Here is an 18,131-nt window from a genome sequence, read left to right as displayed (position 1 = left end):
TCCACCGTTCCACCAGGAGTGCGGTATGACCCTGAAAGTCGCCATCATCGGCCCCGGCAACATCGGTACCGACCTGATGATCAAAGTAATGCGCCACGGCCAACACCTGGAAATGGGCGCGCTGGTCGGCATCGACCCGGCATCCGACGGGCTGGCGCGTGCGGTGCGGCTCGGCGTTCCCACCATCGCCACCGGCGTGGAAGGGCTGATCGCCTCGCCGTTGTTCGAGGACATCGACATCGTGTTCGATGCCACCTCCGCGTCGGCACATGTCCGCAACGACGCCCTGCTGCGCAAGGCGCGTGCGGACATCCGCGTGGTCGACCTGACCCCCGCGGCGATCGGTCCGTACTGCGTGCCGACCGTCAACCTCGACGCCAACCTGTCGGCCCCCAACGTCAACATGGTCACCTGTGGTGGCCAGGCGACCATCCCGATAGTCGCATCGGTGGCGTCGGTGGCGAAGGTCCACTACGCCGAGATCGTCGCGTCCATCGCCAGCCGGTCGGCTGGCCCTGGTACCCGCGCCAACATCGACGAATTCACCGAAACCACTTCGCGCGCTATCGAAACGGTCGGCGGCGCAGCGGTGGGCAAGGCGATCATCGTGCTCAACCCGGCCGATCCGCCGCTGCTGATGCGCGATACCGTGTACGTGCTCTCCGAGGCGGTCGATACCGCGCGGGTGGAAGCGGCGGTGCACGAGATGGTCGAACGCGTGGCGGCCTACGTGCCAGGTTACCGGCTCAAACAGGCCGTGCAGTTCGAGGCGATCACGGTACCGGTGAACGTGCCGGGCGGCGGCCCGACCACCGGCCTGAAGACCTCCATCTTCCTGGAGGTCGAGGGTGCCGCGCACTACCTGCCGGCCTACGCAGGCAACCTGGACATCATGACCTCGGCGGCGCTGGCCACTGCCGAGCGCATCGCCGCCGCCGTTCTGGCAACGCGCGTTGGCGCCTGAGGAGACCACCATGACCGTTTCCAAGCTCTACATCTCCGATGTCACCCTGCGCGATGGCTCGCACGCCGTGCGCCACCAATACAGCCTGGACCAGGTGCGCGCGATTGCCACCGCCCTCGACCAGGCCCGCGTGGATTCGATCGAGGTCGCCCACGGCGACGGGCTGCAGGGAGCATCGTTCAACTACGGCTTCGGCGCGCACAGTTACCTGGAGTGGATCGCCGCCGCTGCCGAATCGGTAAGCCATGCGCGTATTGCCACGCTGCTGCTGCCCGGCATCGGTACGGTGCACGACCTGAAGAACGCACATGCCGCCGGCGCGCGGATCGTGCGCGTGGCCACCCACTGCACGGAAGCCGACATTTCGCGCCAGCACCTGGAAGCGGCCACTGCGCTGGGCATGGACGCAGTGGGTTTCCTGATGATGAGCCACATGATCGCGCCGGCCGTCCTGGCCGAGCAGGCCCGCCTGATGGAAAGCTACGGCGCTTCGTGCGTTTATGTGGTGGACTCTGGCGGCGCGCTGGGCATGAACGATGTGCGCGAGCGGGTAAGCGCGCTGCGCGAAACCCTGCATCCCCGGACCGAGATCGGCATCCACGCCCACCACAACCTGTCGCTGGGCGTGGCCAACTCCATCGTCGCGGCCGAGGCGGGCGCGATCCGCATCGACGCAAGCCTGGCCGGCATGGGGGCCGGTGCCGGCAACGCACCGCTGGAAGTATTCATTGCCGCCGCTGAGCGCCTGGGCTGGGAACACGGCTGCGATCTGTACGCGCTGATGGACGCGGCCGATGACATCGTACGACCGCTGCAGGATCGCCCGGTGCGGGTGGATCGAGAAACGCTGGCGCTGGGCTATGCCGGGGTCTACTCCAGCTTCCTGCGCCACGCCGAGGCCGCGGCGCACCGCTTCGGCATCAACACGGTCGACATCCTGGTCGAACTGGGCAAGCGCCGGATGGTCGGCGGCCAGGAAGACATGATCGTCGACGTCGCCCTGGACATGCTGCGCCGTCGAGACACGGCTGCAGCGGAGGAAACCGCATGAGCCTGGACAACGCCACCCTCGACCACTGCGCGGTGCTGCTGCGCGACGCCGAACGGGAGGTCCGCGAGGTACACAAACTGACCGACGATCACCCGGGCCTGGACGTTGCCGATGCGTATCGCATCCAGCAGCGCCTTTGCTCGCTCAAGCAGGCCGAAGGCGTGCGCATCGTCGGCATGAAGATGGGCCTGACCTCGCACGCCAAGATGCAGCAGATGGGAGTGGATACCCCGATCTATGGCTTCCTGGGCAGCGACAACGCGGTCGACGACGGCGCGGTGGTGGACACCCGCGCGCTGATCCATCCCAAGGTGGAAGCGGAAATCGCCTTCGTGATGCGCGAGGCACTGCATGGCCCCGGGTGTACCGCCGCCGACGTGCTGGCCGCCACGGATTACGTGGTGCCGGCCATCGAGCTGATCGATTCGCGCTACGAGAACTTCCGCTTCGACCTGCCCAGTGTCATCGCCGACAACACCTCGGCGTCGCGTTACGTGCTGGGCTCGCGCCCGACCGAGGTATCCAGCCTGGACCTGCAGACGCTGGGTGTGGTGCTGGAGAAGAACGGCCAGGTGGCGGAAGTCGGCGCCGGTGCCGCCGTGCTCGGCGATCCCGCCGCAGCCGTGGCGATGCTGGTCAACATGCTGGCTGGGCACGGGCAACCGCTGGCCGCCGGCTCGGTGGTGCTGTCCGGTGCGATCACCGCCGCCATCGCCGTCGCTGCGGGTGACAACGTACAGGTGCGCGCCGACGGCATCGGTACTGTTTCGATGCGTTTCATCTAGGCAATACAACCGCTTTCATCAACGCCACGCGGCCTGCCTTGTTGGGCCGCGCGGGCATCGCTATGCCCTGGGAGGGGAGACATGGTTGCAATGAAGAGGAGGGTGGCGGCTACGGCATCGCTGTGGCTGGTGTTGTCGGCACTGCCGTGCACGGCACTGGCGCAGGCGGTGGATGCCGCCACGCTGGAAGCGCGCATGGCCGAGCTGGAGACCGAGATGCATCAGATGCGTGCGCTGCTGCAGCAGTACCAGCAGCGTGATGCGCAGGCTGCTGCGGTCGCTGCACCCGCTGCAGCACCGGTTGTGGCCGGCACGCCGGCTGCCGCCGCGCCGATCCTGCCCGGGGCGATGCCGGGCACGCGTTTCTCCTTTGGGGGCTTCATCAAGCTCGATGCGATGACCACGCGAACCAGCGATGGCGCCATTGCCGACGGCTCGGCAGGGCGCCTGTTCTACTTCCCCGGCGCCACCCCGGTGGCCGCCGACGGCAATGGCCGCAGCGCCAGCTATACCGATGTGCATGCGCAGTTCTCGCGGTTCTGGCTGGGCGCGGACACCGTCACCGACAACGGCGACACGCTCAAGGCCTACATCGAGGCGGACATGTACGGCGGCGGCAGCAATGCCTTCGCCGGCAACGAGGTCATCACCAACACCTACGCGCTTACCCTGCGCCAGGCGTACGTGAGCTGGAACCACTGGCTGGCTGGCCAGACCTGGTCCAACTTCCAGGATGTCGCGGCGCTGCCGGACACGGTGGACTTCACCGGGCCCTCCGAAGGCACCGTGTTCTCGCGGCAGGCGCAGGTGCGCTATACGCGCGGCCCGTGGTCGTTCTCGCTGGAGAACCCCCAGACCACACTGGCCACCTACCAGGGCAACGGCACGCGCCTGAACAGTGGTGACGACACCGTGCCAGACGTCACCGCGCGCTGGCTGCAGCGCGGCGATTGGGGCCACTTCACCGTCGCCGGCATGCTGCGCAATCTTCGTTACGATGGTCGCACCGACACCGGCGTGGCCGCCAGCGTGTCCGGCCGCTTCAACCTGGGCAGCAACGACGACCTGCGCTACATGGTCAGCGGTGGCCAGGGCATCGGCCGCTACCTGGGCTTCGCCCTGGGTGCCGACAGCGTGCTCGATGCCGAAGGAGCACTGCATGCGCAGGATGGCTACGGCGGCTTTGTCGCGTGGCGGCATGCGTTCTCGCCGAAGTTGCGTGGCAACCTGGTCTATTCCGGCGCATGGCTGGACAACGATGCGCAATGGACCGGCGCGTTGGTCACCGAGCGTGCGCAGTCGTGGCGCGTCAACCTGATCTACTCGCCATTCCCGAAGCTGGACCTGGGTGCCGAGCTCAGCCACGCACAGCGTCGGCTGGAAAATGGCGAGGCGGGCGACCTGAACCGCCTGCATACCCATGTGAAGTACAACTTCTGACGTCCTGCACGGGGCGCAGCGCCTTGCGCTGCGCCCTTCGCGGCGGCTGCGGTAAGATCGCCCGCAGTCTCCCCCGATCGCGGCGCATGCCGCCTGCAATGACCGATTCCGCTTCCCTGCCGTTGTTCCCGCTGCATGCGGTATTGCTGCCCGGTGCCACGCTGGGCCTGCGCGTGTTCGAGCGCCGTTACCTGGACATGCTGCGCGAGTGCAGCCGCAACGACACCCACTTCGGGGTCTGCCTGATCCTGGACGGCAACGAGGTGGGCGCGCCGGCGACCCCGGCCGCGCACGGCGTGGAAGCGCGCATCGACGATTTCGACATGGGTGCAGACGGCGTGCTGGTGCTGCGCCTGCGTGGCCACCGCCGTTTCCACGTGCGCCAGGCGCGGGTACGCGACAACGGGCTGATCATGGCCGACGTGGAATGGGGCACGCCCGACCACGATGACGAACTGCGACCCGAACACGCCCTGTTGTCCACCGTGCTGGGGCACATCATCGAGCAGGCGGGTACGGCGTACGCGCCCAGTCATCCGGCGCTGCTGGACCAGGCTGCGTGGGTCGGCTGGCGGTTGGCCGAGCTGCTGCCGCTGGAAGAAGCCCAGCGATTGCAGCTGCTGCAGCACGACGACCCGCACCAGCGCCTGGATGCACTGTTGCGCTGGATACCGGCGAACGCCACGCCGATCGACGAAAACTGGTAGGTCACGACCGTTGGTCGTGACCCTCAATAGGTCCTGACGCGCAACACCGGCATGCCGGTGTCCGGATGCGTGTCCACGTGCTGCGGCAACCCCTCCAACGCCTCACGCACCGCCTTCAACGATGGATCGATGCCGCGCATCGGCCGCCACATCCCGATCAGGTGGAAATGCTGCTGGTAGTGCAGGGTCTGCGCGCTGCCCAGCCACAACGGCTGGTCGCCGGGCTGCAACTGTGCCGGTGCCGGCCACAGGCGCAGCGCGAAGATCTCGTTGGGCGCGTTGCCCGGGCGCAGCAGCAGCAGCGATTCCACCTGGGTGTCCAGCGTGGCGGGCAGCACGGGCACTTCGTCCGGCGTGGCCGATTTGTCCAGCATCAGCAGCGCCTGTTCCCAGCCGGCCTGCGGCTGCACACGCCAGCCCTGGCTCTCCAGACGCTCGCGCAGGGGCGCCAGTGGACCGGCCACCTGCACGTCCAGCGGCCAGCGCTGGTCATCGTCGAATTCATTGCGCCGCGAGGGCAGGGTGCGCCACTGGCTGCCCCACCAGTCCTGCGCGGCGACGTTGGCCGGCGCCGGCTGGGCTGGCTCGAAGCGTTCCAGCTTTACCCCGATGTTGCGGGGCGCATACCAGAGCGCGGCCACCGCAAAGGTGCCATAGAACAACCACGACACCGGCTTGACCCAGAACGAGCGGTTGAAGCGGCGGCGGTAGGCGATGCCCAGCACCAGCAGCCAGAACATGCCGAACAGCATCCCGCCCACCACGTCGCTCAGCCAGTGCGCGCCCAGGTACAGCCGCGCAAAGCCGATCAGGCTGACGATGATGCCCGACAGCAGGTACGGCCATACGCGCGTTCGCCCGGGCAGCTCGCGCGCGATCAGCACCGCGAAGAAGCCGAAGGTGATGGTGGCCATGGTCACCGACACTGATGGGAAACCGAAGCCGCTGCTCGCATCCGGCGGGCGCACCACGTCCACGGTGGCGCCCAGCAGCCGGGTCAGGGCCAGGCCGAACGCCAGCGCCGCCAGCCAATGGGCGGCGGCCATCCAGCGCCGCCGCCAGATCAGGTAGCCCATGGTCACCAGCGTGGGCGGCAGCAGCACCTGCCAGGCACCCAGCGAGGCAAGCGCGGCCATCGGGTAGTCGGCCAGCGGGTTGCGCAGTGCGAGCATGGCCTGGTGTACGGCCAGGTCCAGGCTGAGCGGTTCGCCGTGCGCGACCACCGCCATCAACAATGCGAACCAGCCCCAGCCCAGCAGGAGCAGCATCAGTGCCAGCATCGCCAGCGGCACCGACTCACGGCGCTGCGGATCGAACACCGAGACCGAATAGCGACCCAGCGTGGGGTGGCGCTGCGACCAGCGCAGCAGGCTGGCCAGCCAGCTGTCCATGCGCGCGGCCGACCAGCGATAGCCGTACAGCACGATCGCCCAGACCACGCCCATTACCAGGCCGACCAGCGCCAGCACCGTCACCAGCCGCCCGGCCACGGCGGCCACGGCGTCGTAGGCTTCGCCCAGCACCCAGCCGGGGGCCAGGAACAGCACCGCCCAGGACAGGCTGGCGATGCCGCTGGCCTGCACGTAGCGCATTGCCGGCATGTTCATCATGCCGGCAATGGCCGGCACGAACGGACGGATGGCGCCGACGTAGCGCGCCACCAGGATGCTCTTGAAGGCATTGCGGCGGAACATCGTCTCGCCGCGATCGAGCAGCTGCGGGTAGCGGCTGAACGGCCATACCCCGCGCAGGCGGTCACCCCAGCGTCGGCCGATCCAGTAGCTGATGCCGTCACCGGCGAATGCGCCCAGCGCTGCGCAGGCGACCGCGTACGGCCCGGATATCTGGCCCAGGCCGATGAACACGCCCACCGCGAACAGCAACGGCAGGGCGGGCACGATGGCACCAAGCACGATCACCGCATCGCAGAAGGCGATGAGGAAGACGACCGCACCGGCAAGCACCGGGTGAGCTGAGATCCACGCAAGCGTGGCATCGATCCATGACGAGTCCATCGGGGGATTATAGAGGGGGCGAAGTGACTGGCTGCCGGCCAGCGGCAGGCAAAGTGCATGAACTGTCGGCAATGCGCGCGATCTGCCGCCTAGAATGGCGGCCATGAATCGTCCGCTACCACCCGCCTCCCAAGCCCTGAAGGCCGACAGCTTCGGCCGCATCCTGTTGATGGAAGAGGGCGGCAGGCGCTTTGTCCGTCGTGACCTGCTTGCCACCCCATGGTGGCTGCGGCTGCCGGCCTGGTGGCTGGCCCGGCGCGAAGCGCGCGCGCTGGCGCACCTGGATGGCATGCCCGACACCCCGGCGCTGCTGGCCTGGAACGGGCGCTGGCTGGACCGCAGCTTCATGGCCGGCGACGCCATGTACCAGCGCCCGCCGCGTGGAGACGTGGCCTACTTCCGCGCGGCACGCCGGCTGCTTCAGCGGGTGCACCGCCACGGCATCGCCCACAACGACCTGGCCAAGGAAGCCAACTGGCTGGTACGCGAAGACGGCAGCCCGGCGCTGATCGACTTCCAGCTGGCGGTGATCGGCAACCCGCGCTCGCGCTGGATGCGCCTGCTGGCCCGCGAAGACCTGCGCCACCTGCTCAAGCACAAGCGGATGTACTGCCGCGAGTCGCTGACCCCGGTGGAGAAGCGATTGCTCAAGCGCCACTCGTGGGTGCGCGACCTGTGGTTCCGCACCGGCAAGCCGGTGTACCGGTTCGTTACCCGGAAGATCCTGCATTGGGAAGACAACGAAGGGCAGGGGCCGAAGCCGTGAGGGGCGTAGATCCCCGCCCTGCGGGGCTGCTCCTCATTTGAGCGCTGACGGAACGGCCTGCTGCGCGATGAAATTGCGCTTGGCATCAAAGTCATACCCGATCTGCACGGTGCCCACATCCACACAGGCATGGCACTCGCGCAGCGGTGTGCGGTACAGCAGGCGAACGCCGCCGCCGTCCAAGGGGGCGCTGCCTGCCGCCTGTGCGGGCGCGAACGGGGTCGCCTGCGGATCGGTGGTCAACAGCGCCTGCACGCCCGGATCGGCACGCAACGTGTCGTCCAGCTGCAGGTTGTCCACGTCGATCCGCTTGCCACTGGCATCAATCAGGCGGGTGCCCTCGTTGGTGTTGGCGCGGAACGGGTAATTCACCGTGGCCACGCCGACGCCATCCTGGTCATGCCACGCGGTGACATAGGCCAGTTCGCCGGCGCTGCTCAGCTGTTCGGCGGCGGTCACGGCATCGGCACTCGCGCCCCCGGCCTGCATCGCCTTGACCAGGCACTCGCGGGTAGCCGCAGTCTCGCCCTGCCGGCAGCTGTTGAGGTCGCCGCTCCAGACCACCGCATTGCTCCAGCGCAGGGTGACGTTTGCGGTTGCCTGTTCAGTGGAGCTGGCAGCGGCAGCACCCGCAGCGGCTGTGTCGGGATTGGCGGGGCTGGGTTCGTCAGCGCCGCGTTGGCAGGCGGTTGCGAACAGCAGCACACCCATGGCGGTGAGTAAACAGCGGGAACGGCGCATGATGAATACCTCGCAGCAGTAACCGGGACATCACTATCGTAAAGAGGCGGTTAATTGCGCGTGGGCGCGGCATACTGGCGCATCATGAATTCGCGGGAGCAATGGACGTGGCCAGTCTGCAAGGGAAGACCTTATTCATCACCGGCGCCTCGCGCGGCATCGGCCTGGCCATCGCGCTGCGTGCGGCGCGCGACGGCGCCAACGTGGCGATCGCGGCGAAGTCGGCTGTGCCCAATCCGAAGCTGCCCGGCACCATTCACAGCGCGGCCGAGGCGGTTACCGCCGCCGGTGGCCAAGGCCTGGCGCTGAAGTGCGACATCCGCGAAGAAGACCAGGTGAATGCGGCGGTGGCCGCCACCGTGGACACCTTCGGTGGCATCGACATCCTGGTCAACAACGCCAGTGCGATCTGGTTGCGTGGCACGCTGGACACGCCGATGAAGCGCTTCGACCTGATGCAGCAGGTCAATTCACGCGGCAGCTTCCTGTGCGCGCAGGCCTGCCTGCCGCACCTGCTGCAGGCGCCAAATCCGCACATCCTGACCCTGGCGCCGCCACCGAGCCTGGACCCGAAGTGGTGGGGCCCGCACACCGGTTACACGCTGGCCAAGATGGGCATGAGCTTCGTCACCCTGGGCCTGGCCGCCGAATTCGGCCCGCAGGGCGTGGCGGTGAACGCACTGTGGCCGCGCACCGTGATCGCCACTGACGCAATCAACATGATTCCGGGCATGGATGTCAGTGGCTGCCGCACCCCGGAGATACTGGCCGACGCCGCGCACGAGGTACTGACGCGCGAGGCGGCGGGTTTCAGCGGACAGTTCCTGCTGGACGATGAGGTGCTGGCACAGGCCGGAATCACGGATCTGTCCGGGTATGCGGTGGATCCGACGCGCCCGTTGTTGCCGGATCTGTTCCTGGGTTGATCCGGCAAACGCATACGTACACACATGCATGGAAACGCTTTTGATTACGCCGTCGTCCTGCGCACGTAACAATTCGTAGGTCCACGCCCTGCGTGGACACCGCGCGCAGCGCGGCACAAGCCTCCGAAGCCATATGACGTGGGCCCCCGATTGGCGACCGACGTTTAGACGATCCGAAGAAGATCGTCAGGCGTTCATGACCACGGAACGAAGAGCATCCACGCAGGGCGTGGATCTACGCACCCAAACCCCGCGTTTGTCCGTTTCGCGCGGGGCCGTTCAATGATTGAACGCTTCCGGCAACCCCGCCCCACACGCCCGGCAATGCTTCGCATCCGCCTCATGTCCTTCCAGCCCGCACTGCGGGCAGCCGCGTGCGTCGCGTTTCGCGGCGCGTTCCGCATCACGCATGGTATTGGCCAGTTCGGCGGTATAGATGCCGGTGGGCACGGCGATGATGCTGTAGCCGATCAGGATCAGCACCGAGGTGACGAAGCGGCCGAGCACGGTCTGCGGCACGATGTCGCCAAAGCCCACCGTGGCCATCGTGACCACCGCCCAGTACATCGCACTGGGGATGCTGGTGAACCCATGGTTGGGCCCTTCGATCACGTACATCATCGTGCCGGCGATGATGGTAATGGTGATCACCGTGAACAGGAACAGCAGGATCTTGCGCCGGCTGCGCCACAGCGATTCCATCAGCACGCCGCTTTCTTCGATGTAGCGGGTCAGCTTGAGGATGCGGAACACGCGCAGGATGCGCAGCGCGCGCACCACCAGCAGGCTCTGCGCGCCGGGAATGAACAGCGACAGATAGGTCGGCAGGATCGAGGCCAGGTCGATGATGCCCCAGATGCTGAAGGCATAGCGCAGCGGCCGCTTCACCACCACCAGGCGCAGCAGGTACTCGGCGGTGAACAGCACCGTGAACGCCCATTCGACCACGTACAGCCAGCTGGCATGTTCGATATGGAAGCGCTGCACGCTGTCGAACATCACCACCAGCACGCTGGCGATGATGGCGTAGACCAGCAGCAGGTCGAAATTGCGCGACCGCCGGGTGTCGTGGCGGTAAATGATGTCGAACCAGGTCCGGCGCCAGCCGGTCTCGGTGGCGGGGTTCAGCTGGGGCGCGCGCAGGGGGTGCATGGGCCGCATTGTGCCCCAGCCGGTGGAGGGGGAGAATGAATCCCCTTCCCGGACCCCTCGGACCCTTGACCGCCATGACCGCTGCTGCCACCGACCCGCTTCTGTCCCTGTCGCATTACTACCTGCCGGTGTACAGGCCGCGCCAGGTGGTGCTTGAGCGTGGCCAGGGCGCCCGCGTGTGGGACACCCAGGGCCGTGAGTTCATCGACCTGGCTGCCGGCATCGCCGTGTGTGGCCTGGGCCACAACGACCCGGACCTGAAGGCGGCGCTGATCGAGCAGGCCGGCAAGCTGTGGCACACCAGCAACGTGTTCTACAGCGAACCGCCGCTGCGCCTGGCCGAAGAGCTGGTGACCGCCTCGCGCTTCGCCGAGCGGGTGTTCCTGTGCAATTCCGGCGCCGAAGCCAATGAAGTGGCGATCAAGTTGGTGCGCAAGTGGGCCTCTTCGCAGGGCCGCCCCGCCCACCAGCGGGTGATCGTGACCTTCCGTGGCAGCTTCCATGGCCGCACGCTGGCGGCCGTTACCGCCACCGCGCAGCCCAAGTACCAGGAGGGCTACGAGCCGCTGCCCGGTGGCTTCCGCTACGTCGACTTCAACGACGAGGTGCAGCTGGAAACGGCGATGGCCGCCGGTGACGTGGCCGCGGTGATGCTCGAGCCGATCCAGGGCGAGGGCGGGGTGATGCCGGCCAAGCCGGGCTTCATGAAGCGCGTCCGTGAGCTGTGCGACCAGCACAACGCGCTGATGGTGCTCGATGAGATCCAGGTCGGCATGGGCCGCACCGGTACGCTGTTCGCGCACTGGCAGGATGAGATCAAGCCGGACATCGTGACCTTGGCCAAGGCGCTGGGCGGCGGTTTCCCGATCGGTGCGATGCTGGCCGGACCCAAGGTGGCCGAAACCATGCAGTTCGGTGCGCATGGCACCACCTTCGGCGGCAACCCGCTGGCGGCGGCGGTGGCGCGCGTGGCGCTGCGCAAGCTGTCGTCGGCGGAGATCGCGCGCAATGTGAGCCGTCAGTCGCAGGCGCTGCGCGATGGCCTGGGCAGCATCAACGACGAGTTCAAGGTGTTCAGCCAGGTACGCGGTCGCGGGCTGATGCTGGGCGCGGTGCTGGCCAAGGATTTTGCCGGGCAGGCAGGGGGAATCCTCGACCATGCGGCCGAGCACGGGCTGCTGACGTTGCAGGCCGGGCCGGATGTGTTGCGGTTCGTGCCGGCGTTGAACATTACCGATGAAGAGATTGCCGAAGGCTTGAAGCGGCTGCGGGCCGCTGTCCAGTCGTTCATCGCGTCGCGATGAACGACTGCGCGGGGAAACACGCGATCGCGTGTTTCCTCCCACGCTTTGCTGCGCAAACCGTGGGCCCCCGCCTTGCCATGCCTCCAGAACCCCGCGCCTGTCGGCGCGCCCCCTTGACTCAAGGGGGCTCTGCCTCCGGCCAGCTCAGGGTGTCCGCCCTGTTCGCATCACAGGCCGTGCCTTTTGATGAGCTTGCCGAAACTGCGGCTGTCGCGTGCGGTGTCGGCGAGCAGCCCCGCCTGGCGGGCGCCGCGTACGTTGACGAACAGGTCGTCGACGAACAGGGTGCGGGTGGGGCGCGCGTCGAGCCGTTCCACCGCCCGCAGGAACACGGCCGGGTCGGGTTTGCGGCCGCCCAGTTCGCCGCTGCACAGGATGCGCCCTTCCAGCATGGGCGCCAGGCTGGGCAGGATGCGCGGGATGGTCTGCGCCATCAGCGCGCCGTTGTTGGTGAGGATGGCGATCGGCATCACCTGCGCGATGCGCTGCACGCGCTCGATCACGCCGGTCTGCGGCGGTGAGGCGGCAATGCGGGCGTCCTGCCACTGCGCAATGCTTATCGACACACCGAGCGCATCGCCCAACTGCTGCAGGTAGCTGGCGCTGTGCAGCCCCAGGTCGAACTGCCGTTCCAGCCCGCTGTCGAACAATGCCGCGTGCACCTGTGCGGGCGTGCGCGCGCAGGTGTCGGCCAGATGGCGTACGCGCAGGTGCCTTGCGTAGTTGACCAGTACGCCATCGAAATCCAGCAGCAGGCAGTCCAAAGCGACCGGCATGGTTCCCCTTGTGTGCGAAGCGAGAGCTGACGTTACCGCACTGTCGAGCGTCGCTGCGACATCCCGTCGCACCTCGTCCGTGGTCGGGCTGCCTAGAATTGCAGTGACTGAAGGATGGAGAGTGCCGTGAGAGTGTTTGTCCCCGTGATGCTGGCTGGCCTGGCCCTGGCGCCCGCCGCGCAGGCGCGCGTGTGTGCGGTCAGCCTGGACAGCACCGACCAGATGAGCTTCAGCACCAGGCAGATCAACGTCGCGGCCGATTGCAGCCAGGTGAAGCTGACCCTGCGCCACACCGGCAAGCTGGCGGCCACGGCGATGGGGCACAACTGGGTGCTGACGAAGACGGCCGATTACCCGCCGGTGGCGATGGCCGGGATGCGGATGACGCTGGCTGACAGTTACCTGCCGAAGAAGGATGCGCGCGTGCTGGCGCATACGGTGGTGATCGGTGGTGGACAAAGCACCAGCGTGACGTTTTCCACCGCCGCCCTGCGCAAGGGCGGCGACTACACGTTCTTCTGCTCGTTCCCTGGGCATTTCGCGATGATGAGGGGCAAGCTGGTATTCGGCTGAGCGCCACGTCCGTCCGCGCGATGATGGGTTCATGCGGGCCGGCCAACGGCCGGCGCTACCGAGGCGCGGGTCACCGATTGCGCCTGACGGGCCCACGGTCGATTGATCCCGATCCCAATGGGCCCACGGTTGATTGATCCCGATCCCAACCGCCACGTATAAATTCGTAGCCCCGAAGAGAACGGCAGGAGCCGTTCTCAACATCGCGCAGCGATGGCCCGAAGGGTGCCAGCCAAGGACGGCGGGCATAACGTTGGCCGGAACCGCGCGCAGCGCGGCAGATACGTCCGAAGCCAATCCATCACCGGTGGCGATTCGTCAACCGGCGTTTACATCCACCGAAGCCCCATCACCCAGCCGCAACCACCTTGAACGCTTCGCGCGCGGCTTCAATCGTCGCGTCGATGATGCTGTCATCGTGCGCACTCGACAGGAACCCGGCCTCGTACGCCGACGGCGCCAGGAACACGCCGCGCTCCAGCATTGCGTGGAAGAAACGGTTGAACGCGGCGGTGTCACAGGCCACTGCCTGGGCATAGGTCTCCACCTTCTGGTCGGTGAAGAACAGCCCGAACATCGCCCCGACCTGGTTGGTGGTGACGGCGACGCCGGCGTCGGCCGCGGCCGCTTCCAACCCGGCGCACAGGCGCGCGCTGGCGGCCGACAACCGGTCGTGGAAGCCCGGTTCCTGCACCAGTTCCAGCATGGCAAGGCCTGCCGCCATCGCCACCGGATTGCCGCTCAGCGTGCCGGCCTGGTAGATCGGGCCGGCCGGGGCGATCTGCGACATCAGCTCGCGGCGGCCGCCGTAGGCGCCCACCGGCATGCCGCCGCCGATGATCTTGCCAAAGGTGGTCAGGTCCGGGGTGATCCCATAGTGCGCCTGCGCACCACCGAGGGCCACGCGGAAGCCGGTCATCACTTCGTCGAAGATCAGCACGGTGCCATGCTGCGTGCACAGGTCGCGAAGGTGCTGCAGGTAACCCTCGCGCGGCGGAATGCAGTTGGCGTTGCCCACCACCGGTTCGATGATCAGGCCGGCGATGTCCGCGCCCTGTTCGGCGAACAACGCGGTGGCGGCATCGAAATCGTTGTAGGGCAGGGTCAGGGTCAGTTCGCTCAGGCCGGCCGGCACGCCCGGCGAGGTCGGCACGCCCAGGGTCAGCATGCCGCTGCCGGCCTTGACCAGGAACGAGTCGCCGTGGCCGTGGTAGCAGCCGTCGAACTTCACGATGCGGTTGCGCCCGGTGGCGCCGCGCGCCAGCCGGATCGCCGACAGCGTGGCCTCGGTGCCCGAGTTGACCATGCGCACCATCTCGCACGAGGGCACCAGCCGGGTCAGGGTTTCGGCCATGGTCACTTCGGCCGCGCACGGCGCGCCGAACGACAGGCCGTTGTTGATCGCGTGCTTGACCGCCTGGCGCACGGCGCTGTGGTTGTGGCCGACGATCATCGGGCCCCACGAGCCCACGTAGTCGATGTAGCGGTTGCCGTCGACGTCGTACAGGTACGGGCCGTCGGCGCGCTCGACGAAGAACGGTTCGCCGCCCACCGACTTAAACGCGCGCACCGGCGAATTGACGCCGCCCGGCAGCAGTACCTGGGCGCGGGTGAACAGGGCGTGGGACTGGTCGTGGTTCATGCGGAAGGGTCCTGGAAACGAGCAAGATAGGCGTGCAGGGTGGCCACCGGGTCGGCGGCGGCGAATACGCTGCTGACCACGGCCACCAGATCGGCGCCGGCGGCGATGATCGGGCCGACATTGTCCGGCGTCAGCCCCCCGATCGCCACCCGCGGCACCCCGAGTGCGGCGCTTTGCCGCAGCAGGTCCGGTTGGGCGCGGCTGCGGGTGACCTTGGTGGTGGTCGGGAAGAAGGCGCCGAAGGCCACGTAACTGGCCCCTGTGGCAACGGCCTGTTCGGCGTTGGCGAGCTGGTCGTAGCAGGAGGCGCCAATGATGGCGCCCGGGCCGAGCAGGGCGCGGGCGGCGCCGATATCGCCATCGGTGCCGCCCAGGTGCACGCCGGCCGCGCCGACCTCGTTGGCCAGGGCAGCGTCATCATTGATGATCAGGGGTACGCCATGGGCGGCGCACAGGCCCTGCAGTGCCATTGCCTGTTCGCGGCGCAGCGCGTCGCTGGCGGTCTTGTTGCGGTACTGCAGCCAGGTCGGACTGGCGGCCAGCAGCGGCGCCACGCGGGCCAGCAGGCGGGCGGTATCGGCGTCGTCGGGGGTGATCAGGTACACGCCGCGCACAGGCGCGGCCGGGGAAGCGGGGGGTGTCATCGATGGCTACCGGTAGCGCGGCGGGAGTGGGACAATGGCCTATGACCGTACTGCCCAACGCCTGATTATCCGATGACCGACGCCACCGCCACCACCTTCCGCACCTGGATGTGCGTTGTCTGCGGCTTCATCTACAAGGAGGCCGAGGGCCTGCCTGAAGAGGGCATCGCCCCGGGCACCGCCTGGGAAGACGTGCCCGATACCTGGACCTGCCCGGATTGTGGCGTGACCAAGGACGATTTCGAAATGGTCGAGGTCGATTGATTGCAGGCAGCCGGGCAGAGCCCGGCGCTACGTCCGGTTCGGCGATGCATGCTTGTACGGCCGGGCAGAGCCCGGCCTACGTCCGGTTCGGCGATGCATGGTTGTACGGCCGGGCAGAGCCCGGCGCTACGTCCGGTTCGGTGATGCATGGTTGTACGGCCGGGCAGAGCCCGGCGCTACGTCCGGTTCGGTGATGCATGGTTGTACGGCCGGGCAGAGCCCGGCACTACGTCCGGTTCGGTGATGCATGCTCGTAGAGCCGGGCTCTGCCCGGCTTGCTTTCAATGCAACCTCGGTACGCGGCCGCCCATTTCCACCAGCTTCTCGCGCACCCACTGGGCATCGTTGGCCTGGCCGTTGCGCTGCAGGTACAGCGCCAGGTCCTGGCGCGCGCCGGCCTGGTAATCCAGCTGCAGGTAGGCCAGTCCGCGGTCGCGCAGCGCATCGTCCTGTTCGGGGGCCAGCTTGAGCAGGCGGTCGGCACTGCGCGCGGCCCGGTCCCACTCGCTGCGCTCCACGTACACGCCATGCAGGTTGCGCAGCATTCGCATCAGGATCGCGCGGGCCGGTGCGGCATCCAGGATCTGCGCCAGCACGTTGTCGTCGGGTACTTCGCCGCCCAGGTGCGAGCGCGCGCGTTCACGCAGCTCCTCCACGTCCAGCGGCCGCCCGCCGTTGAAGGGGTCCATCACCAGCATTCCATCATCCACCGGCAGCCGTACCAGGAAATGGCCGGGGAAGGACACGCCGTCCAGCGGAATGCCCAGCCGCCGCGCCACTTCCATCTGCACCATGGCCAGTGAGATCGGGTTGCCCAGGCGGCGCTCGAATACCTGGTTGAGGTAGCTGTTGCGCGGGTCGTAATACTCGCCGTGGTCGCCGCCATAGCCGAGTTCATCGAACAGGTGGCGATTGACGGCGGCCATCTTGAGCGGCCAGTGCTCGATCGTATCCACTTCGGTGCGCAGGTGGTCGGCGTGGCTCTGCACCAGCGCGTCGTAGACCTGCGGGTCCAGGTTCGGGTACTCGTCGCGGGCAATGAGCAGGGCCGTGGGCAACAGCGGCAGTGCCTCGTCGTCCAGTTCGGCCAGGGAGTCCCACGCCGGCAATGTGATTCGCGCCTGCATGGACACAGACTGGCGACAAACGCGGCCCGATTCAAGCGGGATGGCGTGAAAACATCCGGGGCTGGCGGGGCATGCCCGCCAGCGGGGTTCAGGGCGCGTCGGCGATACCCGGGCCGAAGGTCAGCACCGCGCCATCCTGCAGGCCCAGCTTCTCGGCCTGGCCGGCATTGAGCTCCAGCACGTAACGGGCCGGGCCGCTGCTGGGGTAGGGCGGGCAACGATCGCCGGCCGAGCACGGCGGCACGTCGCGTTGCTGGGTGACCAGGCGGCGCTGCTCGTCGAAGTACAGGATATCCAGCGCGATCTTGGTGTTCTTCATCCAGTACGCCTGCAGTTCCTGGCGGTCGTGCAGGAACAGCATGCCGTGGTCGGGCGCCATCTCGTCGCGGAACATCAGGCCGCGGGCGCGGGTTTCATCATTGGTGGCCAGTTCGACCTGGTAGCGCGCGCCACCCAGTTCCACCCAGTGGCTGGCACCGGCGCTGGCGCAGCCGGACAGGGTGAGCAGCAACAGCAGCGGCAGCAGCAGACGCATGAAGGGCATGGGCGGTTCTCGCAAGGGAGCCGGCACGGGCGTGCCGGCGGGGGATATCAGAACACCATCGGCGGTTCACCGCCAACAATCACCACATCGGCCGGGCGGCGCGCGAACAGGCCCACCGCGACCACGCCGGGCAGCTGGTTGAGCTCGCGCTCAAGGGCGACCGGGTCGGTGATCTGCAGGTGGTGGATGTCCAGGATCTGGTTGCCGTTGTCGGTCACCACGCCTTCGCGCCAGGCCGGCTGGCCGCCGGTCATGTCCATGATGCGGCGGGCGATCAGGCTGCGTGCCATCGGAATGACTTCCACCGGCAACGGGAACCGGCCCAGCACGGGCACCTGCTTGCTCGGGTCGATGATGCACACGAAGCGCTCGCTGGCCTCGGCGATGATCTTCTCGCGGGTCAGCGCGGCTCCGCCGCCCTTGATCAGGCACTTGTTGCCATCGCATTCGTCGGCGCCGTCCACGTACAGCGACAGGCCGCCGGTGTGGTTCAATTCCAGCACCTCGATGCCGTGCTGTTTCAGCCGTGCGGTGCTCTGCTCCGAACTGGATACGGTGCCCTTGATGCGGTGCTGGATGCGGGCCAGGCCGTCGATGAAGTAAGCAACGGTGGAGCCGGTGCCGACCCCGACGATCATGCCGTCTTCGACGTATTCCAGGGCTTTCTCTGCGGCAAGGCGTTTGGCTTCGGACATGGCGGGAAACTCGTG

At 67.4% G+C, this 18,131-nt stretch carries 19 protein-coding genes; 10 read left to right on the top strand and 9 right to left on the bottom strand.

The genetic code is table 11. The features are described from left to right. Positions 1–25: 25 nt before the first annotated feature. From J7J08_RS04270 to J7J08_RS04250, 5 genes are all read left to right on the top strand, one after another. Complete coding sequence (locus J7J08_RS04270) at positions 26–964, top strand: acetaldehyde dehydrogenase (acetylating) (RefSeq protein WP_214901810.1); 939 nt, start codon at positions 26–28, stop codon at positions 962–964. Between the two features lie 10 nt (positions 965–974). Continuing rightward, positions 975–2,015 carry a 4-hydroxy-2-oxovalerate aldolase gene (dmpG, locus tag J7J08_RS04265; protein WP_214901809.1) on the top strand — a complete coding sequence of 347 codons (1,041 nt, stop codon included), beginning with the start codon at positions 975–977 and terminating at the stop codon, positions 2,013–2,015. Continuing rightward, on the top strand, positions 2,012–2,800 hold the full coding sequence (gene dmpH / locus J7J08_RS04260) for a 2-oxo-3-hexenedioate decarboxylase (protein ID WP_214901808.1): 789 nt from the start codon (positions 2,012–2,014) through the stop codon (positions 2,798–2,800). The genes dmpG and dmpH overlap by 4 nt, the downstream gene beginning before the upstream one ends. A gap of 90 nt (positions 2,801–2,890) precedes the next feature. Next, on the top strand, positions 2,891–4,240 hold the full coding sequence (locus J7J08_RS04255) for a DcaP family trimeric outer membrane transporter (protein WP_214901807.1): 1,350 nt from the start codon (positions 2,891–2,893) through the stop codon (positions 4,238–4,240). A 98-nt stretch (positions 4,241–4,338) separates the two neighbouring features. Then, complete coding sequence (locus tag J7J08_RS04250; protein WP_214901806.1) at positions 4,339–4,947, top strand: LON peptidase substrate-binding domain-containing protein; 609 nt, start codon at positions 4,339–4,341, stop codon at positions 4,945–4,947. A gap of 23 nt (positions 4,948–4,970) precedes the next feature. Here the strand turns inward: J7J08_RS04250 and J7J08_RS04245 are convergent, their stop codons facing one another. Further along, a complete protein-coding gene (locus tag J7J08_RS04245) occupies positions 4,971–6,962 on the bottom strand; it encodes a bifunctional DedA family/phosphatase PAP2 family protein (protein WP_214901805.1) in 1,992 nt (663 codons plus the stop codon). Positions 6,963–7,065: 103 nt separating this feature from the next. Between J7J08_RS04245 and J7J08_RS04240 the strand changes: the two genes are divergently transcribed. Next, a complete protein-coding gene (locus J7J08_RS04240; RefSeq protein WP_214901803.1) occupies positions 7,066–7,728 on the top strand; it encodes a serine/threonine protein kinase in 663 nt (220 codons plus the stop codon). A gap of 33 nt (positions 7,729–7,761) precedes the next feature. On the opposite strand, the gene J7J08_RS04235 is transcribed toward J7J08_RS04240, so the two are convergent. Further along, positions 7,762–8,469 carry a hypothetical protein gene (locus tag J7J08_RS04235; RefSeq protein WP_214901801.1) on the bottom strand — a complete coding sequence of 236 codons (708 nt, stop codon included), beginning with the start codon at positions 8,467–8,469 and terminating at the stop codon, positions 7,762–7,764. A gap of 101 nt (positions 8,470–8,570) precedes the next feature. Between J7J08_RS04235 and J7J08_RS04230 the strand changes: the two genes are divergently transcribed. Then, complete coding sequence (locus J7J08_RS04230; RefSeq protein WP_214901799.1) at positions 8,571–9,395, top strand: NAD(P)-dependent oxidoreductase; 825 nt, start codon at positions 8,571–8,573, stop codon at positions 9,393–9,395. A gap of 279 nt (positions 9,396–9,674) precedes the next feature. On the opposite strand, the gene J7J08_RS04225 is transcribed toward J7J08_RS04230, so the two are convergent. Beyond that, positions 9,675–10,547, bottom strand: coding sequence for an ion transporter (locus tag J7J08_RS04225; protein WP_214901797.1), 873 nt, complete (start codon positions 10,545–10,547; stop codon positions 9,675–9,677). Between the two features lie 74 nt (positions 10,548–10,621). On the opposite strand from J7J08_RS04225, the gene J7J08_RS04220 reads away from it, so the two are divergent. After that, the gene (locus J7J08_RS04220; protein WP_214901795.1) at positions 10,622–11,851 is read left to right on the top strand and encodes an acetylornithine transaminase; all 1,230 of its coding nucleotides are present in this window, start codon (positions 10,622–10,624) and stop codon (positions 11,849–11,851) included. 167 nt (positions 11,852–12,018) lie between these two features. Here J7J08_RS04220 and J7J08_RS04215 read toward each other — a convergent pair whose 3' ends face one another. Beyond that, complete coding sequence (locus J7J08_RS04215; RefSeq protein WP_214901793.1) at positions 12,019–12,627, bottom strand: HAD-IA family hydrolase; 609 nt, start codon at positions 12,625–12,627, stop codon at positions 12,019–12,021. Positions 12,628–12,753: 126 nt separating this feature from the next. Between J7J08_RS04215 and azu the strand changes: the two genes are divergently transcribed. Beyond that, positions 12,754–13,200 carry an azurin gene (gene azu, locus J7J08_RS04210; protein WP_214901791.1) on the top strand — a complete coding sequence of 149 codons (447 nt, stop codon included), beginning with the start codon at positions 12,754–12,756 and terminating at the stop codon, positions 13,198–13,200. A 349-nt stretch (positions 13,201–13,549) separates the two neighbouring features. On the opposite strand, the gene hemL is transcribed toward azu, so the two are convergent. Both hemL and thiE read right to left on the bottom strand, forming a co-directional pair. Next, entirely contained in the window at positions 13,550–14,842 is a 1,293-nt protein-coding gene (gene hemL, locus J7J08_RS04205) for a glutamate-1-semialdehyde 2,1-aminomutase (protein ID WP_214901789.1), read from the bottom strand. Next, positions 14,839–15,486: a thiamine phosphate synthase gene (thiE, locus tag J7J08_RS04200; protein WP_214901787.1), complete on the bottom strand. Its 648-nt coding sequence runs from the start codon at positions 15,484–15,486 to the stop codon at positions 14,839–14,841. The genes hemL and thiE overlap by 4 nt, the downstream gene beginning before the upstream one ends. Positions 15,487–15,558: 72 nt before the next feature. On the opposite strand from thiE, the gene J7J08_RS04195 reads away from it, so the two are divergent. After that, entirely contained in the window at positions 15,559–15,750 is a 192-nt protein-coding gene (locus J7J08_RS04195; RefSeq protein ID WP_214901785.1) for a rubredoxin, read from the top strand. Between the two features lie 281 nt (positions 15,751–16,031). Here the strand turns inward: J7J08_RS04195 and J7J08_RS04190 are convergent, their stop codons facing one another. From J7J08_RS04190 to rpiA, 3 genes are all read right to left on the bottom strand, one after another. Next, the gene (locus J7J08_RS04190) at positions 16,032–16,877 is read right to left on the bottom strand and encodes a SirB1 family protein (RefSeq protein WP_214901783.1); all 846 of its coding nucleotides are present in this window, start codon (positions 16,875–16,877) and stop codon (positions 16,032–16,034) included. 88 nt (positions 16,878–16,965) lie between these two features. After that, entirely contained in the window at positions 16,966–17,421 is a 456-nt protein-coding gene (locus J7J08_RS04185; protein ID WP_214901781.1) for a DUF192 domain-containing protein, read from the bottom strand. Positions 17,422–17,468: 47 nt separating this feature from the next. Further along, complete coding sequence (gene rpiA, locus J7J08_RS04180) at positions 17,469–18,116, bottom strand: ribose-5-phosphate isomerase RpiA (protein ID WP_093533643.1); 648 nt, start codon at positions 18,114–18,116, stop codon at positions 17,469–17,471. Positions 18,117–18,131 lie beyond the last annotated feature (15 nt).

Source organism: Stenotrophomonas sp. ISL-67, from assembly GCF_018612915.1.
Taxonomy (GTDB): Bacteria; Pseudomonadota; Gammaproteobacteria; order Xanthomonadales; family Xanthomonadaceae; genus Stenotrophomonas.
The sequence above is the reverse complement of the archived record's forward strand: the minus strand, read 5'-3'. Positions and strand labels throughout refer to the sequence as shown.